26 protein-coding genes and 1 tRNA gene are annotated in these 25,362 nt (G+C 49.6%); 4 read left to right on the top strand and 23 right to left on the bottom strand.

Features of this window, described 5'->3' with window-relative positions; all coding sequences use genetic code 11:
• Positions 1-69: 69 nt before the first annotated feature.
• The 7 genes from H6786_05330 to H6786_05360 form a co-directional block, all read right to left on the bottom strand.
• Positions 70-681, bottom strand: a complete 612-nt coding sequence (locus tag H6786_05330; protein ID MCB9816787.1) for a hypothetical protein — start codon at positions 679-681, stop codon at positions 70-72.
• Between the two features lie 529 nt (positions 682-1,210).
• Complete coding sequence (locus H6786_05335) at positions 1,211-1,654, bottom strand: hypothetical protein (GenBank protein ID MCB9816788.1); 444 nt, start codon at positions 1,652-1,654, stop codon at positions 1,211-1,213.
• 36 nt (positions 1,655-1,690) lie between these two features.
• Positions 1,691-2,395: a hypothetical protein gene (locus H6786_05340; GenBank protein MCB9816789.1), complete on the bottom strand. Its 705-nt coding sequence runs from the start codon at positions 2,393-2,395 to the stop codon at positions 1,691-1,693.
• Entirely contained in the window at positions 2,388-2,840 is a 453-nt protein-coding gene (locus H6786_05345) for an iron-sulfur cluster assembly scaffold protein (GenBank protein ID MCB9816790.1), read from the bottom strand. Before H6786_05345 ends, H6786_05340 begins: the two co-directional genes overlap by 8 nt.
• On the bottom strand, positions 2,837-4,042 hold the full coding sequence (locus tag H6786_05350) for a cysteine desulfurase (GenBank protein MCB9816791.1): 1,206 nt from the start codon (positions 4,040-4,042) through the stop codon (positions 2,837-2,839). Before H6786_05350 ends, H6786_05345 begins: the two co-directional genes overlap by 4 nt.
• Positions 4,043-4,044: 2 nt before the next feature.
• Positions 4,045-4,728, bottom strand: coding sequence for an anaerobic ribonucleoside-triphosphate reductase activating protein (locus tag H6786_05355; GenBank protein ID MCB9816792.1), 684 nt, complete (start codon positions 4,726-4,728; stop codon positions 4,045-4,047).
• On the bottom strand, positions 4,719-6,875 hold the full coding sequence (locus H6786_05360) for a ribonucleoside triphosphate reductase (GenBank protein ID MCB9816793.1): 2,157 nt from the start codon (positions 6,873-6,875) through the stop codon (positions 4,719-4,721). Before H6786_05360 ends, H6786_05355 begins: the two co-directional genes overlap by 10 nt.
• 168 nt (positions 6,876-7,043) lie before the next feature.
• Between H6786_05360 and H6786_05365 the strand changes: the two genes are divergently transcribed.
• Together H6786_05365 and H6786_05370 are read left to right on the top strand one after the other, a co-directional pair.
• Positions 7,044-7,370: a winged helix-turn-helix transcriptional regulator gene (locus tag H6786_05365; protein ID MCB9816794.1), complete on the top strand. Its 327-nt coding sequence runs from the start codon at positions 7,044-7,046 to the stop codon at positions 7,368-7,370.
• Positions 7,371-7,448: 78 nt separating this feature from the next.
• Complete coding sequence (locus H6786_05370) at positions 7,449-7,823, top strand: response regulator transcription factor (protein MCB9816795.1); 375 nt, start codon at positions 7,449-7,451, stop codon at positions 7,821-7,823.
• 43 nt (positions 7,824-7,866) lie between these two features.
• Here the strand turns inward: H6786_05370 and H6786_05375 are convergent, their stop codons facing one another.
• Entirely contained in the window at positions 7,867-8,811 is a 945-nt protein-coding gene (locus H6786_05375; GenBank protein ID MCB9816796.1) for a cation transporter, read from the bottom strand.
• A gap of 202 nt (positions 8,812-9,013) precedes the next feature.
• Between H6786_05375 and H6786_05380 the strand changes: the two genes are divergently transcribed.
• Positions 9,014-9,559, top strand: coding sequence for a hypothetical protein (locus H6786_05380; GenBank protein MCB9816797.1), 546 nt, complete (start codon positions 9,014-9,016; stop codon positions 9,557-9,559).
• A 51-nt stretch (positions 9,560-9,610) separates the two neighbouring features.
• On the opposite strand, the gene H6786_05385 is transcribed toward H6786_05380, so the two are convergent.
• The 7 genes from H6786_05385 to H6786_05415 all read right to left on the bottom strand — a co-directional run bounded on the left by H6786_05385 (position 9,611) and on the right by H6786_05415 (position 18,268).
• Complete coding sequence (locus tag H6786_05385; GenBank protein MCB9816798.1) at positions 9,611-10,144, bottom strand: DUF84 family protein; 534 nt, start codon at positions 10,142-10,144, stop codon at positions 9,611-9,613.
• 65 nt (positions 10,145-10,209) lie between these two features.
• Positions 10,210-11,790: a glycosyl hydrolase family 18 gene (locus tag H6786_05390; protein ID MCB9816799.1), complete on the bottom strand. Its 1,581-nt coding sequence runs from the start codon at positions 11,788-11,790 to the stop codon at positions 10,210-10,212.
• Between the two features lie 7 nt (positions 11,791-11,797).
• On the bottom strand, positions 11,798-14,032 hold the full coding sequence (locus H6786_05395; GenBank protein MCB9816800.1) for a glycosyltransferase: 2,235 nt from the start codon (positions 14,030-14,032) through the stop codon (positions 11,798-11,800).
• Between the two features lie 137 nt (positions 14,033-14,169).
• Positions 14,170-15,888: a redoxin family protein gene (locus H6786_05400; GenBank protein ID MCB9816801.1), complete on the bottom strand. Its 1,719-nt coding sequence runs from the start codon at positions 15,886-15,888 to the stop codon at positions 14,170-14,172.
• Between the two features lie 3 nt (positions 15,889-15,891).
• Positions 15,892-16,485 carry a thioredoxin family protein gene (locus tag H6786_05405; protein ID MCB9816802.1) on the bottom strand — a complete coding sequence of 198 codons (594 nt, stop codon included), beginning with the start codon at positions 16,483-16,485 and terminating at the stop codon, positions 15,892-15,894.
• 25 nt (positions 16,486-16,510) lie between these two features.
• Positions 16,511-17,635, bottom strand: a complete 1,125-nt coding sequence (msrA, locus tag H6786_05410) for a peptide-methionine (S)-S-oxide reductase MsrA (GenBank protein MCB9816803.1) — start codon at positions 17,633-17,635, stop codon at positions 16,511-16,513.
• Positions 17,636-18,194: 559 nt separating this feature from the next.
• Positions 18,195-18,268 (bottom strand) — tRNA-Gln (locus H6786_05415).
• A gap of 272 nt (positions 18,269-18,540) precedes the next feature.
• Here H6786_05415 and H6786_05420 point away from each other — a divergent pair.
• Positions 18,541-18,849: a nucleoside triphosphate pyrophosphohydrolase gene (locus tag H6786_05420; GenBank protein MCB9816804.1), complete on the top strand. Its 309-nt coding sequence runs from the start codon at positions 18,541-18,543 to the stop codon at positions 18,847-18,849.
• Here the strand turns inward: H6786_05420 and H6786_05425 are convergent.
• From H6786_05425 to H6786_05460, 8 genes are all read right to left on the bottom strand, one after another.
• Positions 18,846-19,283: an EamA family transporter gene (locus H6786_05425; GenBank protein MCB9816805.1), complete on the bottom strand. Its 438-nt coding sequence runs from the start codon at positions 19,281-19,283 to the stop codon at positions 18,846-18,848. The genes H6786_05420 and H6786_05425 overlap by 4 nt on opposite strands.
• A gap of 17 nt (positions 19,284-19,300) precedes the next feature.
• Positions 19,301-19,831: a DUF1697 domain-containing protein gene (locus H6786_05430; protein ID MCB9816806.1), complete on the bottom strand. Its 531-nt coding sequence runs from the start codon at positions 19,829-19,831 to the stop codon at positions 19,301-19,303.
• Between the two features lie 62 nt (positions 19,832-19,893).
• Entirely contained in the window at positions 19,894-21,561 is a 1,668-nt protein-coding gene (locus H6786_05435) for a CTP synthase (protein MCB9816807.1), read from the bottom strand.
• Positions 21,562-21,576: 15 nt separating this feature from the next.
• On the bottom strand, positions 21,577-22,500 hold the full coding sequence (locus H6786_05440; GenBank protein MCB9816808.1) for an ABC transporter permease: 924 nt from the start codon (positions 22,498-22,500) through the stop codon (positions 21,577-21,579).
• Positions 22,501-22,507: 7 nt separating this feature from the next.
• Positions 22,508-23,191 (bottom strand): cell division ATP-binding protein FtsE, encoded by a 684-nt coding sequence (ftsE, locus tag H6786_05445; protein MCB9816809.1) that lies wholly within the window; start codon positions 23,189-23,191, stop codon positions 22,508-22,510.
• A 151-nt stretch (positions 23,192-23,342) separates the two neighbouring features.
• On the bottom strand, positions 23,343-24,227 hold the full coding sequence (locus H6786_05450) for a PCRF domain-containing protein (protein ID MCB9816810.1): 885 nt from the start codon (positions 24,225-24,227) through the stop codon (positions 23,343-23,345).
• Positions 24,220-24,714 carry a C39 family peptidase gene (locus tag H6786_05455; protein MCB9816811.1) on the bottom strand — a complete coding sequence of 165 codons (495 nt, stop codon included), beginning with the start codon at positions 24,712-24,714 and terminating at the stop codon, positions 24,220-24,222. Before H6786_05455 ends, H6786_05450 begins: the two co-directional genes overlap by 8 nt.
• Before the next feature lie 59 nt (positions 24,715-24,773).
• Complete coding sequence (locus H6786_05460) at positions 24,774-25,265, bottom strand: hypothetical protein (protein MCB9816812.1); 492 nt, start codon at positions 25,263-25,265, stop codon at positions 24,774-24,776.
• Between the last annotated feature and the right edge of the window lie 97 nt (positions 25,266-25,362).

Genomic DNA, 25,362 nt, shown 5'->3' on the forward strand with positions numbered 1-25,362 from the left:
AAGCTACTCGCAATTCAGGTGGGTGCAAAAAGGCCGCGCGAAGCGCGGCCGATACAAACTGACGATCTCTCAAGTGATCACTTCACGGACGCGTAGCCCGATCGAAGCATAATCAGGAGCAAACCAATCGATCCGAACCCGACAATGATCCGCATCCCAACCAAACCCTGGCGTGAACGACCCAGTAGTCTGGGTGCCGGTACACAACGTTATACAGTCTGCATCGAGATGTTTTCCATTGTATCGATAATAGAACAATTCCAGCAATAGTCGCTCCAACAAGGTTATCCCTGGTATGAGACTTTGTCGAACGTGCACAGCCGACTTCTTCTGGTGCTCAAAGTCTGCTTCGAACCGTTTCCGAACCCAGATCGCATACGGACCCTCAGCTCGTCGCCAATCATCGATCAGCGGAACTTCTGACAGATCGCGATCTGGTGAATCGATAGGAAACTCTTGATCCATAAGATCGATACACTCAAGCAGTGTGATCGATGGAACCACGATCAGCTGGGCGAATCGTGGATTGAAAATCGGCAGTCGAACATCTGAGACGCTGCATTCTACCTGCAGGTCATCGAAGATCTGCTGCCAGAGCAACTGTTGCATGGCAATGTCGTTTTCATGACCACCATCGATCAGGGTCATGGTTCTCCCCGTAAACGCAAATTGTTGTGCCAAGTTTAATTCCCTTCTTGAGTCAAATTGTAGTACAAAGAACGATCACCAGCGTAGTGCTGATGAGCCACTACTTTGCGCTTTTTCCCCGACCTTGTAAAGAATACTAAAACCGTACCTGTGTATAAGGTTGTGGAAAAGTTGTTGAATAAAGCTTTATAAACTAGCTAAAATCTGTGGAAACTCATGGAAATACACACCAAAACTGTTGACAAACCTGTGTATAAGTCATTGAATAGGAATACGTAGGCAAAACGACTTGAGGAGACCTGCGATGACAACGGAGATCTTTAAAATAAGGGTTACACAGCCACACTACAACTTGTGGCAAATCTGGCTTTGTTCATCGCGACTGTTTGTACTCATGTACACATGGGTAACGCGTGACGAACGCCCGACATTCGAAAAGCAGTTCGCCTTCTGGCGCAAATGGCCAAAAGAACGCTGCAGCTTCGCCGTCCTGTTTGGTGTGATCTTCACCCCCAAAAGTGGCTCATGATGCCGCGAGACAGACCCCTTCGGGCCTGTTTTTTTATCCTTCATCAAGTGGCTGATCAGCCAGCTTCCGACCAGTTATAGCCCAATGCTCAGCTTGCTCTCTGGTAGCAAACGCCTTCATGTTGGTGCGACCCGCAACCTTCAGGGCAATGTCCATGAAGTTGCGCATGATCAAGTTTGCGCCAAACACTCCCGTGCGTGTTGCGTAGCCTTTGTTATGTCGAACAAGAGAGATCAAGAAGGACAACGAATCTTGATCTGCCTCAACCCCTCCAACCAAGTCAATGATGCAGTAGACATGCTCCTCATCCCTTTCCTTAGCGGTACGCATCGCTTCTCGAACAGACTCTCCCCAGGCTTCAAGGTGCTCTATGTGATCACTACTTAGATTACCGCTCATGCGGAGTTGTATGACACCATGCTCGTCAATATAGCAGCCGAGCTCCATATCATGTTCAGTTCGGTGAAAAGCTTCCATGGTGACAGTATACCGAACCAAAAAAATGCTTCAATATCAAAAGAATCCTTCGGTATATATCTGATGCGCCGCAACACCCACCTCTTGCAGACTTTGCCACATCCCCTGCACAAACGATACTGAGCCGCAAACAAAGAATGACGCTACAGATAGATCAGCAACTTTCTCTGCTATCTGCTCACCATCCATGCGACCGGCATGTAGATCTGCATCGTCCACTGGTTCTTGAGTCACAAAATAGTACAGTGTGAAATCATCATGCTGTTTCGCGAGAGTTGCAAACCGCTCACGAAAGCTGATCTCACTAGCGGTGCGATTAGAGTAAAACAACTTGATCGGCCGTTGATCTTGCTGCTGTGTGAGCGAATCGATAATACTTGCAGATGGCGTAATTCCGACTCCACCAGAAATAAATACCAGTTCTCCCTCATCTTCTGGCTCTGGATAGAAAAACCCATACGGAGCACTGGTGGTCACTGTCGCTCCAACCGGAAGATCTATGATCGCACTTGAGAAGGTGCCAATTTTCTTGATTGTGATCGTCACTTCGTCTGACTCTGGTGCACTTGAAAGACTATACGACTTCCCTTCTACCGGCGGATGCCCTGGCAACAGAATAGTCACATACTGCCCTGCTCGAAATGTTGGTTTTTCTACTACCGGCTCCAGGACCATAGTTTTTACCGTCGGTGTCTCTGTGCGCCATTCAATTATTTTCCATTCGTACGTAGTCTCATTCATGTTGTTGCTGTTCAAAATCTTCGATCGCTTCTCGAAGCGCCTGGTGACCAAGGACCGAACAATGATATTTCCGGTCCGGCAGACCACCGAGTCGATCTATGATCGCCTCTGGCGTGAGTCGTTTGGCGTGCCGGAGGAGCATACCACCGTTTTCAGTCGCCATAACTGACATCATGGAGGTTGAAGCGATCGCTGACGCACAACCAAACGTGCGCCACTTACACTCTGCTATCTTTGTCTTGGTCTGGTCCACCCTGATCCACACCACCATCATGTCGCCGCAGGCTGGACTACCCACGACCCCGACTCCATCTGATTCGTAGTCTTTTTCATCAAGCAATATGTTGCGCGGGTTAAAAAAGTGATCTTTGACCGTATCAGAATAGAGCCAGCTCGATCCAGCATCGCAAGTGGTGACATCGGGAGTTTTTGATTCTTTTTTCATACAGCAAATTCTATATGACTGGTCGTTGCCGCAGTGAGCTGACGTAAGCGATCAACACTTTTCTTAAGACACTGCACAGTGTACTCAAGATCATCCTTTGTTGTCTCTCGGCCAAGCGTAAAGCGCAGACTACCATGAATGAGTCCATCTGGGATGCCAATCGCCTGAAGCACATGCGATGGCGTGAGATCGTGTGCCGAGCAAGCTGAGCCGGTCGCTGCCGCAATGCCGTAATGATCAAGTTCAAGGACGAGCGATTCTCCTTCAAGGGTCGGGACTGTAATGTGGAGATTATTCGGAAGACGTACGTCTGGGTCTCCATTCATCACAATATCTGGCAGCACGGTATGAAGCTGATGCCAGAAGTGATTGCGGAGGTCGGTGAGGCGGGCGGCTTCAGCCGCCCGCCTCACGACCGCGAGCTCGAGTGCTTTCGCAAACCCAGCGATCAACGCCGCGTTCTCGGTACCAGCACGCAATCCCCCTTCCTGACCACCACCAACTATGAGCGGCTCGAGTCTCACTCCGCGCCGCACATACAGCATACCCAACCCTTTTGGACCATATATCTTCGCTCCGTTTAAAGTAAGCAAGTCGACACCTAGCTCGCGAGGTAACACTTCGAGCTGCCCGGCTGTCTGACAGGCATCAGTGTGAAAGAGCGGACGTTTCGCTTCATTGATCTGCCGCAATGCTTGAGCGATCTCAGCAATTGGTTGGATCGTACCGATCTCGTTGTTGGCGTACATGACCGATACCAGTGTCGTGTCTGGTCGCACAGCCGCCAGCACATCCCCAACCGACGCAATTCCGCTTGACTCCACCGGCACATACGTCACTGCAAACCCATCTCGCTCAAGCACCTTCGCTGCGGCTAAAACAGCTTTATGTTCGATCGCGGTGACCACAATGTGTTTCCCACGATCTTTCCGTGCTCGTGCTGCACCAAGAATCGCTAGATTGTCAGACTCAGTACCTGAACCAGTGAAAATGATCTCACTCGGCTCCACTGCCAAACTCGCTGCCACAGACTGCCGCGCTGCTGCCAGTGTGTCGTGTGCCTTACGTCCGATCTCGTACATCGAGGACGCATTGCCGTACGTCTCGCTCGTATGCTGCAGCAGCAGCGCGGCCACCTCTGGGTCAACCGGCGTCGCCGCAGCATGATCAAGGTATACTTTTCTCGTTTCGATCTGATTCATACTTATCTAATACCACAGTGCTGCACGTACTTGCTGGCGATTTTTTGCAGCTCCAAGAACTCTTCATTACTGTAGGTAGTCTTCCGCATAAAGGCAGGATTTAAGAGCTTTGTTGGTACAAACCGCTGCAAGTAGTAGTGCTCAGCGCCCTCGATCTCTTTTGCGATCTCTTCGATCTCTTCTGGCGACAGCAATGACTTAACCACCGTAGTACGAAACTCATATGGCACTCGACCCTCAAGCAGCAAAGCTCTGGTTTCCCGTATCGCGTCCACATCAACTGGCCTGGTCACAGTTGCGGAGTACTTAGAGAGCGGAGCCTTAGCATCAACCGCCACATAATCGACCATACCCTCGGCCACTGCAACAGTGACCACATCAGGCCGGGTGCCGTTCGTATCAAGCTTTACCTTGAACCCCATTGATTTGATCTGGAAGATAAAATCCAAGAGATCGTCATGCATGGTCGGTTCGCCACCAGTGATCGTTACTGCATCGAGCTTACCACGACGCTTCACCAAGAAATCGAAGAATGACTCAGTCGAGAGCTCGGTTGCAGTCTCCTCTACCAGCTCTGGATTGTGGCAGTACGGACAACGGAAATTACACCCGATCGTAAAGACGATAGCAGAGATGTGGTCTGGATAATCAATGATAGAACATTGTTGTAAGCCACCTAAGCGCATGATACATGCTCGGTCTTGGTTATAGCATCATGGTCTTTGGCGATGGTCTCTCGAAGCTCAAACTCTGCCTTTTTACCGTCATTCCACTGCTCAACTGGTCGCAAGTACCCGACGATCCGCGAGTACACCTCACACTGCTCATGACAATCTGGACACACCAGCACCTCGCCCGGCAAGTAGCCATGGTTCTTACATACACTAAAGGTCGGCGATATGGTGAAGTACGGCAAGCGATACTGTTCGCAGATGCGCTTCACCAGACTCTTGATGGTGTTTGGATTATCAACCCGCTCTCCGAGGAAGAAGTGAATGACGGTACCACCCGTGTACTTAGTCTGTAGTTCATCTTGTAGTTCAAGGATCTCAAACGGATCGTCGCTATGCATGACCGGCAAGTGCGTGGAATTGGTGTAGAACGGAGCAACCACACTCTTACCGACCCCATTTGCAAACACCATGTCGTCACCAAGCTGCTTCTGATCGATCTTAGCCAAACGGTACGAGGTTCCCTCTGCTGGAGTCGCTTCGAGGTTGTAGTTGTTGCCAGTTTCTTCCTGATAGTCAGCTAGACGATCACGCATGAAGTCGAGCACTTCCTCAGCAAAAGCCTGCCCTGCTTCAGTAGCAATTCCTTCTCCAAGCAGATTCTGCGCTGCCTCATTCATACCCACCAACCCAATGGTCGAGAAATGATTCTGCCAGTAGCAACCATTCATTTCGCGTAACGTAGCTAGATAGTGCTTAGTGTATGGATACAGATTCTTCTCAGTAAGCCCTTCAAGCACTTCACGTTTGATCTCCAAACTAGTCTTCGCAATATCCATGAGTTCACCCAGTCGAGCAAGAAACTGCTTCTTGGTCTTTGCGTTGTAGGCAATGCGCGGCAGGTTCATGGTCACCACGCCGATCGAACCAGTGAGCGGATTGGCACCAAAGAGTCCACCACCGCGCTTCTGTAATTCGCGATTATCGATACGAAGCCTGCAACACATCGAACGAGCGTCGTCAGGACTCATGTCAGAATTGATGAAGTTGGAGAAATACGGAATACCATACTTCGCCGCTGCCTCCCAGAGGTGAGTAATATGTTTGTTGTCCCAATCAAAGTCAGCGGTGATGTTATAGGTTGGAATTGGAAACGTAAAGACCCGTCCGGTTGCATCCCCCTCACACATCACCTCAAGAAAGGCTTGATTGAGCATGTCCATTTCGCGCTGGAAGGTGGCATAAGTTTCGTCAGTTGCTTGGCCGCCACGGATTACCTTCATGTTCTTGTAGTGTTCTGGCACCGTGAGGTCCATTGTGATGTTAGTGAATGGTGTCTGGAACCCGACACGGGTCGGCACATTTACATTGAAGACAAACTCCTGTAATGATTGCTTCACCTCTTCATACGAAAGGTGGTCGTACCAGATAAATGGCGCCAAGAGTGTATCGAAGTTTGAGAACGCCTGCGCTCCAGCTGCTTCACCCTGCATGGTGTAAAAGAAATTCACGATCTGACCAAGCGCAGCGCGGAAGTGTTTTGGTGGCGCACTATGGAGCTTGCCCGGTACACCACCAAAGCCACGCTTCAGAAGATCATACAGATCCCAGCCGACACAGTAGACAGAGAGTAAGTTGAGGTCATGAAGATGAAAATCTCCGGCTCCGTGCGCGTCACGCACTTCAGCCGGGTAGATCTTATCAAGCCAGTAGGTGCGACTGATCTCAGACGCGACATGATTGTTGAGTCCTTGGAGCGAAAACTCCATATTGCTATTTTCCTTCACCGTCCAGTCTGACTTACCAAGATAACTATCGACAAGATCGATCGTTTCAGTACTGACCATTCGGCGAATGTGCGCATGCTGCTCACGATACAAGATATATGCCTTGGCGGTCTTGAAGTACTCTAGTTCCATGAGCACACGCTCAACAATGTCCTGTACTCCTTCGACAGTTGGTATCGGATCAGTTGGGGTTGCGCTCGCGGTGATCTCTTTTACCGCTTGCTTCGTGGCCTTACTCAGGTCGCGCTTGTTAAATTCTCCGGTCGCCCGCATTGCTTTTTCAATGGCCCGCGAAATCTTGCGCTGGTCAAAGGCTTTTATTGATCCATCTCGCTTAACAATGTGGGTGACGGCTGCAGTCACCTCTTTGCTCATAGGCTTGTATATAAGGATTTATTGGATAAAAAATAGACTCAACAGAGCCCACAACGCATAGATACATATCTATGTTTATGTTAATAGTAATATAGACAACCATCTATATACAGGATACCCTGTGCAAAAGTGAAATTGAGGGCTTTATTTAGGAATAATTGATTTTGTATGGCTGAAGATGCAGAACGAACGTACCAGCGACCACCTTGGGTGACCGCAAAAGTAATGAACGAGGAGGAACTCTGCCCCACCTGCTTCAAGGCAGTCGGAGTAGAAAGCCGCTACAAACTCATCTGTGCACTCGGAAAGATCGAAGACGGCGCAACAGTCACTCACCTCACCGATAGACTTGGCCTGCGCCAACCAACAGTCACACATCATCTGCAAGTACTACAGTCAGTTGATGCAGTAAAGGTGGAGCAAAAGGGCCGCGAGCGGATCTATACCCTGAACAGAAACGCACACTGCTTTGAGGACTGTAAGATACCGTATTAGTTGTGTGGAAAAGCTGGCGGGGCCCACGAAGTGGGCCCCGCCAGCTTTTCCTCTTCCACCTTATGCTATGCTACCAGTATGGAACCAAGACAAGTTCTCATCATTGAAGATGATGAAGCGTTGCAAGCACTATACGCAAAGATCATTGGTGACGCAGATATCACCGTACGCACTGCAAGCACCGGCACCGAAGGCGTCTCCCTTGCACTCGAACACCACCCAGATGTGATCCTGGTCGATGTCATGCTGCCTGATATTTCTGGACACGATGCAGTCAAAAAGATCCGACTTGATAGCTGGGGCAAGAACGCCACCATTATCTTTCTCACCAACCGCACTGACGCCGAAAGTGTCGTGAACGCGGTCGAAGAAGGTAGTGATGAATACATTGTGAAGGCGCACATCTCCAACAAAGAGCTTCTCAACCGCGTACGGGCTGCCATGATGGCCTAATAGAAAAACGGGGCGCCCACGAAGTGGGCGCACCGTTTTTCTTTTACCGCTCTACCCCGCAATCATCCCCCGAACACTGCCCTGCCACTTCGATCTCGATCGTTGCGTGTCCAACATGATACTCTCGCAAAATATTCGCCACCGCTTCACGCACACTACTTTGCTGCTCCATTCCCGCTGGTGTCACCACCACATGCCCCGTGAAGATATTATGCTCGCCATCAAGCGACCACACATGCACATCATGAACCGACTGCACTTCAGGCACAGCTGTAACACGCTCCAGCACTTGCTCAAGCGGCACATTGCTCGGTACTCCTTGCATCAGTAAATTCACCACTTCTCGCAGATTACGCAAAACATTCCACAAAATAAACACCGTGTATCCAATTGTCAGAAGTGGATCAACCAAATAAAAATCAGTAAAGTAAATAACGATTCCGGCAACTAGTACCGCCACCCAACCCAACACATCTTCGAGCATGTGCCACGAGAGCATCTTCTCATTTGCACTGTGTCCATGACTCAGCCTAAAATACGCCAGTGAGTTAACCAGTACTCCAAAAATCGCCACCCCGATCATTCCTGTCGCCATCACTTCTTCCGGCGCAAACAACCGCTGTACTGCTTCAATCAGAATAAAGACTGAACCAACGAGAAGTACCACCGCGGTAAACACAGCTGAAAAGAGTGATAGTCGAGCATATCCAAACGTACGCTTCTTGTCTGCCGGACGCTCAGCCTGCTTCTCTGCAAAGTACGCCGTGAACAGCGAAATGCTGTCACCCAGATCATGGAGCGCATCAGAGAGGATCGCGACACTGTTAGTCAACAAACCACCGATCAACTCAATGATCGTAAAGCCAATATTCAAAATACCCGCAAAGAGGACATTACCACTACGCGATCCGTGATGGTGGTGATGACCATGCAATCCATGATGATGCACATGATCGTGATCATGGTCATGATGATGTTCGTGAGACATAACAAGAAGACACTTATAGTTATTAATTACTTCTGGAGATGCGCACCAGGCGCCTTAATCACTTTTGATAGTAACATCCACCTGTAAAACAGTCCACTTATTTACTCATCAAGATGCACTCCAACTATACATTACGTCTCTTTTGACTTTACCCTCTGATTGATCTACGATGCGAAGAGAGGCAAAACTCACGGAGGGTCACATGACCGCAACGATCGACCTTGTTCTACTAGGTCTTGAGCATACAATCCAGCCGTATGTACCGCGACTTGAAGTGAAGACACTGCTGCTTGATTTCAGCGACACGCACGGCATGTGCTCAGAGACCATGATCCATAAGCGCATGTTGATCGACAGTCTGTTTGGTGACGGACCAAAAAGATACAACCTACAGACCTATACCAAGATACGTCTGGTCAAACGTCGACCAATGAGTCCAACCAACGCGCACTTACGATTGCGTGAAGACATGATCGCGACAAAGGTGCGCCAATATCGAGGGAATGATCTCTATGCTCTCTCACTCAAGGAATTCCTAGAGCGTGTACGCGCCGTGCCAAGATCAGACTACAACTTCTGGACGATCAACAGCACACTGCCGGCGATTGCGTATCTCGAAGCCCTCACAGGTCAAAACCTTTGGGCCATACCCCTGATCGGTGGAGGACTTCACAGACACCTTGAGTACGGCGACCCATTCAGCAAGACCATGATCATTCCGATCGAGTTCATCCAAGAACATCAATAGAAACGGCGGGCCTACGGCCCGCCTTTTTGATCTCGATCTTTTTCATTCAAACTACGGATACAACTCTGGCTTCACGAATGGGATGAGCGCAAAGATAAGCGGCTGGAAGTAGTAGTCAGCTCGGTTGACAACATCATTGGTCAACACCCCAACTGCCCCACCCTTGTGCTTACTATTGGTTTCATTAAACGCAATATCAGTCGCCACACCAAGCTCTTCGCCCTGGTCGATGAGTTCACTGACTCGCGGCGGAAGCAAGAAGGCGCCAGTGCGACCAAAACTAATCTTGCCAGCAGTATCCTGTACGCACATCCACGCTGAGGTCCAATACTCATCGTCGAGAAGAATAAGACCGCCCTCGAGACCAACAAAATAATCAGCATCAGGGTACGCTTCCCGACAAGCCGCAGCGCGATTCTCTGCTCCAAGCTTGGTCTCATCATCACCCATCGGCTGATCTGAGACACCCGATGGTGCGCTATGGGTAAAAAATGAAAACTGCTCGCCCGGAAAAGCGGCGGTAAATGCCCGCTCGGTTGCTTCGAGCTTCACAGGATTGTTTGAACCTACAATGACTTTTTTCATGGTGTATTCCTTAGTACTGGCTGAAACTATTGTAGCTAAGTTACACGACCAAGAAAACTAGACGACTATCGATTCAAACTTTCAAGAATTAAGATGATCTCTTCCTCTCGAAGTGGAACCCACGGTGAGTTGTCAGGGTTTGAGGCAGCTGCTGCTGGACTCTGTCCCTGATTCCACCACTTAGCGTAGTAGGCAGCACCTTCAAAGAGCACTCGGTCACCCGCATCATAAATGCGCATACCAGACCAGGTCGGATACGTTCCAGCTGGAAGGGTCGGTCGCTCTACCGGACGATCAGTCGCTAGAACTGGACCGATCAGCATCCATGGTGTCTCCCAGGCCTGTAGCACTGGGTTATCTGGTAGATCATTCTTGGTCCACCACTTTGCTTCATACACATTGCCGTGCCACACCACCTTTGTCCCCTTGAGATAGGTTCCGGTCTCTTTCCAGATCTGATACGGACTCGTTTCTGGATCATCTTCCACATGCACATTGGTGCGCGGATCTTCGACCGTCAGCATCTTTGCATTCTGCATCAGGTCACCGTCGAAGCCAGCGCCAAGAGCAAGTGAAAACGCATACGGTGACGCCGTCACGCCACTACAACGATCAGACACCACTTTCACATCAACATAGTTCTCTCCACACGGAATGTCACGATTGGCAGACCATATCGACATGCGGCCAACCCCCTGCTCAAGCGCAAACGTATTAAAAGAAACAGCATCTTCGAGAGTGAAGACCTCACCGAGCACATCATTCTGACCGATCATCGGAGTCGCTCCGAGCTTCTGCCAGACCGTTGCACCATCTTGATACGTCCCGGATTGTTCATACAAAATACCGAGCTGGCGGTGAGTTTCAATGAGTGCCTTGCGAGACGCTTCATACATTGAATCATTCTCGTCTCGACTACCACCATAGTCCATCGTCATTACGTTCACTCCAGCAATATCTACTCCACCTGCGAGCATGAGTGCCACCGCGTCAGTACCAGCAGTGGTCAAACCTTGTGGCGCAACCGGCAGGGTCAGCCAGATCGCCAAGTCCTTTTCAGCAGCCCGATACTCTTGCTGCAGCTGAGCGATCGCTGCAGCACGTCGTTTTGCCGCCTCGAGATCGGTCAACCCCTCGTTTTCAAGATCAAGATCGATCGTATTCACACTGTACCGCTCGATCACAGCACGGTATGCATCAGCTAGTGCAGCTTCATCGAGACATTTGAGGGCTAGTTCGGAATTAAGCGCCCCTCCAAACGAGACAGCGATCCGACCACCGCGCTGCTGAAAACGAGCAATACGTCGATCAAGATCAAGCGAAACCGCTGCTTCATCTAAGGTGTAGTACCCTCCCCAAGTCGGCACACACGGATCATCATGGGAAGACACGATGAATGACAAGACCGCATCTGAAGACTCCATACCACCGCGCTGTTCAAAGTCATAGGTTGGCAGTGAGGTGACATCAACATAACCCGCAAACCACGGAAGATGATCTTCATTTAGCACTTCTTCCTGCCACTTAGCAAAACTCTGGGTTGTACCATATCCAACACCACCAATGATCGCCAAGACAATAGCGAGTCGCACGATCGACAATCGCTTTCGGGTCTGTGTCTGTACTACTGAAGCTCCTCCTTCCATATGCAAATTAATTACCCTCGCTTACTAACCCTCGCTTCATGCCAAATCGAGGCCAATTCCAAGAACGCTTCTTGGTCGGTGTTACCGGCACTTCGACATATAGTACATCAACTAGTGCCAACCAAAGATCGACGATCATATTCTTGACCCCAATATACGCAACGATCGCCCACATAGCCGCAAACGCATTGAAACCAGCGAACGCAGCATTGCCCCAGTTCTGCCCCTCAATGTTACGCCACAAGGTAAAGAGTGAAAAGATGACGATCGCCAATGGTGCAATGAGATAGAGCCAATTGGTCGCAGTGCGATTCTTCACTTTTGGTGTACGGGCAAATGGGATCTTTTTGGTAGTGATCGCTTGCTGCAACGACTTCAGTGTACCTGCGATGTTGACCGGAAGCAGAATGAGATTGAAACCGTAGATACGGAAGATGTCAGTGTAATTATAGCGACAGTACTTGAGATCCATCGACATTGCAATGAAGTACGGTGCAGCAGCCAACAACACTAACGGACTCAACAGTCGTCCATCGTATGGGTACGCCAAAAGAAAAACGAGACCAGCGCTCGACCAAGCGATCGATACCATGTAGTTGGTGCGGATCAAGAACTCAAGCTTCGACATCGGCCGACCTTCGTGCTTACGCTTATGACGCAGCTTTAAAAGTTTCGGAAAGATAAGTAACCCACCATTTGCCCACCGCAATCGCTGTACCACCAAAGAGCCGAAGTCGGGCGGCGTCGCGCTATAACTCAGACGCTCCGGATAATTAACCAGCCGCCAGTCATGGAGTGCCATGTCAATACTCGACTCAGTATCTTCGATCACGGTGTGGTCTTGGACATAGCGCTTCACTTCAAACCCACCGACAAATTCTGTCTCAACAATATCCTCAAGCGCTCGCTTGCGGATCACTGCATTAGCGCCCACCCAAAAGGTTGCCCCGTAGTGACTCATCCCCTGATGAATGATGTGTTGGATATCAGTGGTCGCGCCCGACAGTCGCTCAAGGCGAGATGGTGCACCTCGGAACGATGAGTATGGAGTCTGTACCACTGCTACATCGGCATTGTTTGGCTGTTCAAGGAAATGTACCAACCGAGCACAGTATCCACGAAGCAATACCGAGTCAGCATCCAATGTCAAAATGAAATCAGTATCCCTGATCACGAGATCGGCTTCGTCTGCTTTATTGGTCTTCATCAGGATCGTTCCTTCTGCGGTCTGTTCTTTGTGGTACATACCGCCCATGAGACCAATATACGCATTGAGGTTCATCGCCTTGTTTCGCTCGTGTGAGAGTGAGATGTATCGCTTACGCTCAAAGAGACTCACCTTGGCCTGGAAGATCCAGACGAGTCGGTTACACAATTGCTCTACACGACTCTTCGTAAACTGCACACCACCATCACGCAACGCCAGCTGTTCTCGCCCGGCAGCGCGAAGCTCCCCAGCAAGTTCACACAAGACCTGGTCCGCAAAGAACATGTCTACATGATCTTCGATCACTTCGATCTTAGCTGTATGCTCTAACCAATCTGCGGTCCATTCATACTGCGCCACAATGCGCTCGATGGCTTTCTTGTCTCCTTTGAAATTCGTCTTCTCTAACTCAGTTCGAAGTGCCATTGCAGCAGCGAGCGGTTCAGACAAGAGCGCTTCGATCTCAGCACCAAGCTGCAATGTCTGCTCGATGCGCTCTTTGTGCTCTGGTCGTACACGAAACGGCTCATCGTCAAGCAGTAGTACGACATTGAGATCTGGATGTTCCTGGAGTGCCGCTGAAAGCAAGGTCTTTCTGATCACCTGCACCTCTTCACTATACGAAGGCACAAGCACAGTGATCGATGAACGATGCGTCGCAAAGTGTTCGTCCAGTACGCGCTGTGGTGCACGCATATGTTTTTTAAAACTCTGGAGCGCACCTTGTCGGGTGATGAGATAGATAAGTGCGGACAATGTAAGAAAGGTCACGATCGTCGAATAACCCACCACTTCGGCCGTGAACTGGTAATCCTGCGGGCCATCAATGAGCTGACGGATGATCACATCGGTAATGTACATAAGCCAAAACACGATCGTCAGCACAATGGCAATGCGGCTGTACGCAATCACAAAATTCGTCGGCTTGTCGTGCATATATGAAAGTGGCACCACGTTCTTCTCCGAACCCCACTGACGCTTAAACGAACACCGTTCAAGGCTCTTTCCTTTACTCTTTTTCTTACTGCGAAACATGTTCATAATTTGTATTTCCACCACCACATTAAGCAAAACCGCACCGTATCAAAGTGATACAAAAGTGCGGTGTTCTTGGTGTTAATTTATAACATTATGTGCAGTTTTGTCAAACTCTTTAGGGTATAGGCTTGATCCTATCCAAAGGTGAATGTATACGCTCTAAATCCAGGCTCTACCTTCAATCTCAACTCATGCGTGCCATACTCATCACTAGTGTAAATGTGATACATGCGTTCCTCTGACACCATCAACTTCTCCTCTGCCACATCAGCTCCAGCTTGATCGAGTGAGATCGGTTGGCCATCAAGGTACACTTCAGCAACATTCTCCAAACCAGACCCAAGGACCATGTAGACATTTTTCGCGGTAAAGGTGTATACCAATTCCCCAGCACTTCGTGTCTCGGCATACTCCGAAGTAATGTTCCAGGTACCATCAAGATACAACTGGTCAGCGGAAAAGGTGGTAGGTAACGAAAGTGTCTGCACACCGCCCTCGTGTTTCGTACCATTTCCGAGATACTCATTGCGCTTAGAACCAAAGTACACCTCAGGACTGCCAACCGACGCAAAATCGACAGCTGTGACACCGACCACGCCACCCACTGTCTGTGCTGAAGTTTTACCGAGCTGGGCCAGAGCAGCTTGAATTTCTGCTTCAGTCTCGTCGTAAGCACCCTCACCAATGTGGTCGTAGATGATCTGTCCCTTCTCGTTGATCAAGTATTTTCGCGGCCAAAACTTATTCCCAAACGCCCGCCAGGTCGAGTAGTCATTATCAAGCACCACGGGGTACTTGATCCCAAAATCAGCGATTGCTTGCTCTACGTTGCTGGTCTGTTGTTCAAATGCAAACTCCGGTGTATGCACCCCAACGATCTCCAAACCCTGATCGTGATACCGTTCATACCAAGTATTCAAGTATGGCAGCGTGCGACGACAGTTGATACAGCTGTACGTCCAAAAATCTACCAGTACGATCTTTTCGCCTTGAAATTGCTCTAGAGTAATTGGTTCATTACTGGTATTTAGATACGCACTGATGCCAGCAAGCTCTGGGGCCTGTGGCCCGGTCGGTGCATCCGCGCTATCTTTCAGCGCACCGACCGGGCCCATATCGTCAGGCATGTCGGTTTTCTCGAGCAATCGTTGCTCGATCTTGGTCACATCAAAGAAACCTGAATCCAAGATCGCTGTCTCCAGCTGTTTATCGAGACCAGAGATGATCGCAAAGCCAACCAACGCGATCAGTACACCCATCCCGCGCTTTACCCAACCGCGCGGATCAGCTGCGCCAGAGAGACGACCAACCAACTTCTGCCCAAGGAGCGCGATCAAGACCAGCACCAGCGCCAAGCCTAGTGTGTACGAGAACAAGTACACCATCCCGAGTGCAAACGACGACGGCAGTACAGTCGCCAAGATCACAAAGTATGTAGGAGAGCAGGTTGAGAACACCGGTCCAAGCGCCGCTCCCATAATGACATCACCCCACACACTATTTTGCTTACTACCTTTGTTCAACAGCACTTGTGATCGACTGTTGAGAATGGCGTTGAATTTAAGACCTTCCCACAGCGAGGGAAAGATCAACACAATTCCAAGCACCAACAAAATACCGCCAGAAAACCATTTCCAGAATGCAGGTGGAATGTCGATCACGAGCGTCGTCGCCTTAAGTAGCAAAGTAAAGACGATCACCGACAACGCCAGTGAAGCGGTGATAATGTACGGCTTCCACCGATTACCGTGATCGGTCGCTGAGCCACCGATCACAACCGGCAAAAGCGGTAAAATGCAAGGCGCCAAGACAGTGAGTGCGCCAGCGATAAATGAGATAAGTAGTAACGTCATAAGCTAAATGGTCTGACTCGCCACTGCTGCAGCGCTGGCGCTACCGGTCCACTTCTTCAGCAGATTGCCATTAGCATCAACTTGAACAAACGTATGCTGCACCGTCACACCGTATTTCTTCTTGAGTTCAGTCTGTGTATCAAAATCAAGCTTGAGGATCGCCAACCCATCAGGAACACCCGTTGACCTGATACTCGCATCTGCTGCACGACAGGTCGGGCACCACGAAGCATGGAAGAATAGCACTACATCACCGCTGTTTGCGAGCGCGAGTTTATCTGCCGTGTACGCCTCATACGTACCATGCAAAACGTTGCTGTCCGCTTCCATCATCGCATCAGCACCCTCCATCATTACTCCTGCCTCTTCCATCATCGCACCAGATTCCTCCATCATGACACCGTCTGGTACACCGGGTTCTTCTTGCATCATCATTGCTCCTTCCGCCTCTTCACTCTCTTCCATCATCGCGCTCTCGCTCATAGTAGCTTCCATACTTTCATCAGTGTCCTGAAGCAACCACCAACCGCCAATACCCGCCACGACCAGCACCGCCACGATGATCAACATTGTTTTATTGTTTTGATTGTTTTCCATATATTTATTTTTACTCTTGACTCACCTACTCAGTAAATAAGTAGAGATAGTCTTGATAACCCTCCCTCGTCATTTCAGTCTGCGACACAAAACGTAGCGCGCCGGAATTGATGCAATAACGCTTCCCACCATGTTCTGTCGGACCATCGTTGAAAATATGTCCGAGGTGACCTCCCCCACTCCGAACCTCGGTCCGTACTAATCCATAAGTTGTATCCGGCAATTCTGAGACCGGCGCACCCGTGATGGTCTGATAGAAGCTCGGCCAGCCAGTTCCGGAATCATATTTGTTGGTTGAGGAAAACAGCGGATCACCCGTCACCACATCGACATAAATGCCCGCCTCATGATTGTCCCAGTACGCATTCTTAAATGCCGGTTCAGTGCCATTTTCAGCAACAATATGATAGGCGCTAGCATCGAGGGCTTTTTGCAAAACAACGATCTCTTCCGCAGTGTAGGTCTGAGGCGTCCACACAGTTGTATCTGTACTACTTGTTTCTAGGGAGTCAGTCACATCCATCCCCTCCTCACTCAAAAAGTACAGCGCCGCATCCTTAGCCCATGTCTCTTCCACAAAGCCAGCACGACCCGAAGCTCTCTTATATCGTTGATAATGATCAGCGGCCTTTTTGTAATAATCCTGATGATACTCTTCTGCTTTAAAGAAAGTCGTAAAAGGAAGGATCTCAGTGACGATCGGTTTATCAAATAGACCACTAGTACCAAGACGCTGCTTAGAATCCTCAGCGATCTGCCGCTCAGTGTCATTACTGTAAAAGATGGCAGTACGATACTGTGAACCGCGATCTGCGAACTGACCACCATCGTCGGTCGGGTCGATGTGGCCCCAATACACATCCAAGATCTCTTTGAACGAAATACGAACCGGATCAAATGTCACTTGCACCGCTTCTCGGTGACCAGTCTTACCCCGCGAGACCGTCTTGTAGTCTGCAGTGTCTGCTGTACCTCCCGCGTACCCATTCACCGCGTCTACCACCCCCGGTTCTTCCTGGAAGAAGGCTTCAGTACACCAGAAGCATCCACCAGCCAAGACCACCGTCTCACGCTGCCCAGAATCGACAGCTACTGACGCTGTTGCTGCTGGAGTCGTCCCTACCGCAGTCACTTCGGTCGTTGGACTCATCGAACTGCCAGCACCCTCCTCCTGTGCACTGTCAGCGATCGCATCAGCTGACATGTTCTCATTATCTGAAACTGCCATCTCATCTTCAGATGACATTTCACTCATATCTCCGACACTCTCCTCACTGGTCGACACCAGCTCGGTCACCGGAGGAACCTCACTCACACCATGATCTTTCGTGACCATATATGCACCAGCACCCAAAGTAGCCAGAGCCAGAACAGCCAGTACGATGATCGTTACACTGCCTTTATTACCAATTTTCATATGTAAAGTATACTATACATTTACAGATGACTACAAGTAGCTGTAGACAAGAACTTCACATAGCAAAAAACCAGCTGAAGCTGGTGATTTATGCTGCTGCCGGACTAGGGCTCGGTCACGAGTCACTAAGTATATTATTTCGCTACGCTCATAATCTACTAAGTGCTCGCGACCCCGGCTCGCTGGTTCGTCGCGGCGGGCCAAAGCCGCTCCTCACATCGCTGCGCCTTTCTCGCCCTATTTTCGGCCCCACTGAGCACAGAAAAGCAGGCAAAAGCCTGCTTTTCTGTGCTGGCTGCCGGACTAGGGCTCGAACCTAGATACCCAGGACCAAAACCTGGTGTCCTACCATTAGACGATCCGGCAGTGTATTTGATTGTTGTTGCTTCGATGAAGCATTGCAGGCAGTCAGATGCTTGCGTCAGATTTTCTTCTTGGATGGAAGAAAATCAGACGTACTCAGAAATTATACTCGCTACGCTCGGTAATTTCTGGCAACCATTAGACGATCCGGCAGTGTATTTGATTATTGTCGCTTCGGTGAAGCTTTATTGAATGGCGCGCGGGCGTAGCCCGCGCGCCAGATACAGTAGCACATTTTGATTACTTTTTCAGCCCAGCATTGCTACAATAGCTCTATGACCACCTACCACAAATTGGTCCGTGATCGCATCCCGGAAATACTCGATAAAAAGGGTGTTCGCTATGCGCAGTACATTGCCGACGACGCTGAGTATCGCGCCGAACTCATCAAAAAACTCCTTGAAGAGGCCGAGGAATTTGTAAGCAGCGACGGCGCTATCGAGGAGCTGGCCGACGTGCTTGAGGTCATTGACGCCCTCCGCACACTCCCTGAATACACAGGCGTCGAAGAGGCACAAATAAAAAAGCGCACCGAACGTGGTGGCTTTAGTAAGCGATACATTTTGAAAGGAGAGAAACCTTAGCGAGCGAGAAACTGATCAAGATAGATCGTAGAGAGAATACCAGCCGTCACCAAGAGACCACCAACCACATTCCCTACTGTTGGCTTTTCACCAAGGAAGACAAACGCCAAGATGATCGTGAGAGCGATACTAAGCTTATCGATCGGTGCTACGCGTGCCACTTCGCCGAGCTGCAATGCTTTGTAGTAGAAGAGCCATGACGCACCGGTCGCCAGCGCCGAGAGCACCAAGAAGGTCATGGTGTAGCGTGATATCTCAAAGATCTCACGTGCGTTCCCCTGGAAGAGCACAATTCCCCACGCCATAACCACAATGATCACCGTACGAATCGCTACCGCTAAATTGCTATTTACTCCTTCAATACCGATCTTTCCAAAGATCGCCACGAGTGACGCAAAGAAAGCCGATAGAAGTGCGTATGCTGCCCAAGTCATGCCCGCTAGTATACTGCCTACGCTTCGAGTAAGCTAGCTAGTTTCCGCACTGTATTGATATTGCGCGCCGTCATATTTTTGTAGAGCTCGGTACCAATAAAGTCATTCATCCCGCTTTTGTTATAGTCTTTTCGGTCAATATGCCAAATGATCGACTTGGCTTCATACAGTAGCTCATCCACACCATCAGTGATCTTGAGCAGTTCAATACTCTTTTTTGAATCGTAGCCTGGCCAAAGAAAAAGTACGTCTGTCTTTTGGCCAGCACTATTCTCCCACGCTGCTGGAACTGCCTCTACGATCTTTAGAATATCCTTCTTTTCTCGCACCAACGTGCGTACAAAAAACCCAAAGGTCTTTTCGATCTCTGTCTCGATTGAAGTTACATCCACAACCTCGGCGGCGCTAAAAAGCACATTACCTGAATTGATGTACGTGGACACATCACCAAAACCCATGTCTTCAAACATGACTTTAAGCTTTTTCATCTCGACTTTGTTGTTGCCGCCGACATTAATCCCGCGGAGGAGGGCTACGTATCGTTTCATAGTGACAGTGTAGCAGAAGAATAGAAAGGGGCGCGGGCTTCGCCCGCCCCCCTTTCTATTCCCTAGTGCGTCTCGTACGCCGCTTTCACAAACGCAGTGAAAAGCGGATGTGGTGCGAGCGGTCGCGCTTGAAGCTCCGGATGGAACTGTACTCCCATAAAAAATGGATGCTCGTGTGCTGGTAGCTCAGCGATTTCCATGAGTGTGCCATCTGGAGAGGTGCCTGAGAACCGAAGCCCAGCCGCTTCGAGCTGTGCAATGTATTCTGGATTCACTTCATAGCGATGACGGTGTCGCTCGAGCGTCTCTTTGCTCTTGTATGCTTTTGCTGCCAGTGAACCAGCTTTCAGTTCGGCAGGATACTGCCCGAGTCGCATTGTGCCTCCCATCTCATTCTTCGCGATCTTCTCACGCTGGTCCGGCATCACGCCGATCACCAAATGCTCAGCCTTTGGATCGATCTCTTCGGTACTCGAATTCTTGAGGCGAAGCACATTGCGTGCATACTCAAGTACCATCAGCTGCATGCCGTAGCAGATCCCAAAATACGGAATCTTGTTTTTGCGCGCATATTCGATCACATTAAGTTTCCCATCAATACCGGTCGTACCAAACCCACCCGGTACAAGAATTCCGTCGAACTTCTTTAGCTCCTTAAGCTTCTTCTTATCTGCAAAGTCTTGCGAACCAAGATATGAGATCTCTGGCTTTAAGTTGAGCTTATAGGCTGAAAACTTGATCGCTTCAAGAACTGAAATGTACACATCCGACAACACAAAGTCTCCAGAATTAAAGTACTTTCCGACCACCGCGATCTTTACGGTGTCGTTCTGGTTTTTTGACCGTCGAACGAACTGCTTCCAAGCTTTTAGATCAGCCGGCTTGCGCACCGGAAGTCCAAGCAAATGACTCAAGCGGAGCGACAACTGATCTTCTTCGTAGTTCACCGGAATATCATAAATACTCTCAAGGTCAGGCGAGGAGATCACATTCTCCACTTTCACATTACAAAACTTTGCGATCTTTTCCTTACGCTTCTGATCGACACCTTGCGGGCTACGGCAGATGATCATATCCGCGAAGACCCCTGCACTGTTAAGCATCCGTACGGCAGTCTGAGTAGGCTTGGTTTTCATTTCACCGATCGAGCCTGGTACTGGCAAGTAGCTCACCATCACCACCGCCACATTCTCCGGCTCTTCAGTCTTCATCATACGGATCGCTTCAAGAAAGAGAACGTTCTGATACTCACCGACTGTTCCGCCAACCTCGATAAGGACCACATCGGCGGCCGCTTCGTGGCCCGCTCGCTTGATGCGACTGATGGCTTCAAGTGGAATATCTGGCACCACCTCCACGTTGCGGCCGCCGTATTCAAGATTGCGCTCTTTTTGAATGACCGACTGGTACACACTACCGGTCGTCATGTAGTTGATACTAGGCAGATCGGTATTGAGAAAACGCTCATAGTTACCCATGTCCTGGTCGGTCTCAAGACCATCTTTAAGCACGAACACTTCACCGTGTTCGGTTGGGTTCATAGTTCCCGCATCGACATTGATGTACGGGTCGATCTTTATTGCGGTCACTTTATTACCACGTGCCTGTAGTAGATTAGCGATCGAAGAAGAAGCAACTCCCTTCCCCACACCACTCATGACACCACCGACCACAAAAATGTACTTCGCAGCCGACTTCTTTACAGTCGTCTTAGTTGTTCGTTTTGTCATAGGCACAGGAAAAAGTTAGGTTCGTAAATAACGTGCTACCGCGAGTGTACTTGAGACCAGACCAAGCACGACGCCGATACCAACGAGCACACCAAAAATCTCACCAAAATTGATCATGTAGTAGTTGTAGAGGTTGAAACCATCAAAAAATCGTTCTGTCTTTGGTCCCAACCAAACCAAGAGTGGATAGAAGAGTAGTAAGGAAAGAACACCTGATACAAACCCATACATAATACCCTGAAGCATGAATGGGCCACGAATGAACATGTTCCCGGCACCCACCAGTCGCATAATAGCGATCTCTTCACGAGAGGTATAGATCGCCAAACGGATCGTATTAAATGTGATCAGCACAGCTGCTGCAAGCAATACACCCATAACGATCAGACTCGCTTGTCTGGTTGTGTTGATAAAGGTAGTAAGTGAATCGATAGACTCTTTGTTCTTAGCGTAGTTGATCTCATCGATCACTGGCACTTGTGGCTGCGCCTGCTCACGCTGCTCCTCAAGGAAGCGAGCAACGTTCTCGTACTGTGAAGTCTCTTTGGCCTGGATCGCGATCGTAGCTCCGAGTGGGTTTTCGTCAAGTTCTTCCAGTGCCTGCATCGCAACCGTGTCGTTCATGTTCTCTTCACGATATCTCGCAAGCGCGTCTTCGCGTGAGGTGTAGCCAACCGAAGAGACATCAGGTAGTGCCTCTACTGCAGTTCGAATACGATCGATCTCTTCCTGCGGTGCATCTGGCACGAAGTACACATTGATATCAACCTTCGACTGAAGAATATCAAGCGACGTCTGTAAAAGCTGGCTAAGGAACATTGTTGCACCGATCACAAAGAGACCAATGGTCAATACAAAAATAGAGGCCAATGACACGTAGGCATTGCGCCAAAAACCAACAAACCCTGCTTTTACTACTCTACGGACTCCAGTGATCATATGCTAATTATAAAACGTACTTACCAGTTGCGTCATCACGCACAATGCGACCGCCGTCCATAGTAATAACCCGTCGTTCGATCTCGTCGATCACACCCTTGTTGTGTGTGGTCATAATGACGGTCGTACCAAGATCATTGATCTTGCGGAGGATCTGGACTACTTCATAGGTAGCGATCGGGTCAAGGTTGCCGGTTGGCTCATCAGCAATGATGATATCTGGTTGATTGACGATCGCACGAGCGATCGCAACACGCTGCTTCTCACCCCCAGAAAGCTCATGCGGGAAGTTCCATGCTTTATCCTCCAAGTCTACAAGTGCCAGTGCTTGCGGCACATTTTCGGCGATCTCGATGTCACTGCGTCCATTAGCTTCCATCGCAAACGCGACGTTTTCATACGCAGTCTTGTGTGGCAGCAACTTGAAGTCCTGAAAGACCGTACCAATCTTACGGCGGTAGTGCGGCAACTTGGTCTTCGGGATACGATGCACATCGAGTGACTCAAAGAAGACCTGTCCATGAGACGGTCGATCTTCCGCAATGATCATCTTAAGGAGGGTTGTCTTGCCTGCACCGGAGTGACCGACAATTGAGACGAATTCTTTAGGTTCTACTTGAAACGTAACCTCTTGGAGCGCGGCACTACGACCGTCGTTATACACCTTTGAAACGTTATCAAAGTAGATCATACACTTTGTTTCTTACTTCTATCTTCACTCGTTCGGTCATGTAAATGCTTTACAGCATTTACGCGACTCTCACTCATTCGATAGTAAATCATATCGGGGACAGTATACCATGGTAGAGCAAAGCTCAAAACTATACTATTAGACCGCTACATTACTCGGTCTTTGCCGCAGCAGCAGCCTCAATAAATGGCTCAATATCACCAGCTAAGACTGCTTCAACATTGCGAACTTCCAGGTTAAAACGATGATCTTTTACGAGTTGATACGGATGTAACACATACGAGCGAATCTGACTTCCCCACTCGATCTTAAGACTCTTTTCAACCGACAAACCTTGCAGTTCACGACGGCGCTGCTCTTCTTCAAAGGCATAGATCTTACCTGCCAACAGCGCGAGGCCTTTTTCGCGATTCTGCTGCTGCGACCGCTCGGAAGAAATATTGACTGAGATGTTGGTCGGCTTATGGACGATCCGTACTGCTGTCTCGCGCTTGTTTACATTTTGTCCACCCGCGCCACCAGAACGCGCGAAAGAGATCTCAAGATCTTCCTCTTTGAGCTCCACGGCGCTCACGTCTTCAAGTCGCGGAGACACTTCCACCAATACGAACGAGGTCTGGCGTTTGCCATTACTATTAAACGGTGAGATGCGCACCAAGCGGTGTACACCCGACTCGTACTGAAGTGCACCATAGGCGCCCTTCCCTTGCACTTCAAAAGTAATATTTCGATAGCCATTATGATCATTGGCGTTGCTATCGATCACCATCACATTCCAATTCTTCCCCTCAGCATAGCGCTGATACATCTCGACCAGCATGCGTGCAAAATCTTCAGCGTCGTCACCCCCAGCGCCCGCCACGATCGTAAAGACTGCGTCACTACGGTCATACTTCCCTTTTCCGTCAGCCGCATCCTTGAGTTCCTGAAGTTCCTTGATCATCGCCTGTGCTGCCGCGGGGTCATTCCAAAAAGTCGGCTCGAGCATCGCCGCCTCGATCTCTTGTATTCGTGCTTGGGTTTGTTCGTTATTCATTTGGATGAAATTGGTGTCCGAGCGGAAGTGGCTCTTGTGCGACCGCCATGAGCCACTGCTTGCACGTACCCCATTTGCGGCACAACCAACGATCAAAGAATTCCTCTCGATCGTATACTTGATCTGGCCCATTCCACGGGTCATGGATGATCAACGTCTCGTCATCTATAGACACTACCACACCGTAGTGGTCTTCGTCTTCATCTGGCTCAATAAAACGAACGATCGGAGGGATCGAGAGACTGATGAGATACTGTAGTTCTTCTAGAGTTGAGCCATTGTTCACATAACAATGAAATCCAAGTGCAGTAGCAAGTTGCTGCATACGATCCTTACGGGTGCCCGAATCGTCGTTAGTACCAAGTGCCTCAGCAAGCGCAGCTTCTGACGCACGCTTGCCATAGTACGCAAACACCATCTGCAGCGAGGTCGGGCCACAGGTGTATTCTTTGTCTTGTTTAAAAAATGGCACATCTAGTTTTGACATGCCGAAGAGTATAGCAGGAAAATAAAAAATGGGCGCGGTCCTGGCGGACCGCGCCCCTGTTATACATCGAGCACCCACACCACAGTCTCATCGCCGCTCTCCTTTGTGCGTGGCCGAAACCCCATTCTGGCATAGAAACCAGCGTTGTCTTTCTTGGGGCTATTGCTCAACTCAAAGCGAAACTGCTCATAGGTCTCTGCCCATCGATCGAGTGCTGCCACCTGCAACGAGCGCAATACTTCAGAGGCAAAGCCCATGCGATGATGAGATGCGAGCGTCACGACATTGTTGATATACACATGTGCTCGCGGGAACGTCGTTGCAAGCGACGCTTGCGCTGTACTCACAATACGACGTCCGTAGAGCAGAAACACAATGATCTCAGAGTCAGACACTAAGCGAGCGGGGAGTTGCAGCGGCACGGCGCTAGATGCTTCACCGTGTAGTTGAGTCATCAGGGAACGATACTGTTCCTCGACCACTTCATCTGGCAACACATTGTACACTTCCCGAGAAATCAGGACCTGCACTTCATTACCTTGAATGTTCACAGTACCGTCTCCTAAAGAAAACTGCCAGTACAATAGTCCAACTTGTACATAAATACAAGACAGCGGCGCCCGCTACGCGGGCGCCGCTGTCTTTGTT

It is taken from the genome of Candidatus Nomurabacteria bacterium (genome assembly GCA_020632075.1).
Taxonomy (GTDB): Bacteria; Patescibacteriota; Minisyncoccia; order Phycocordibacterales; family UBA918; genus OLB19.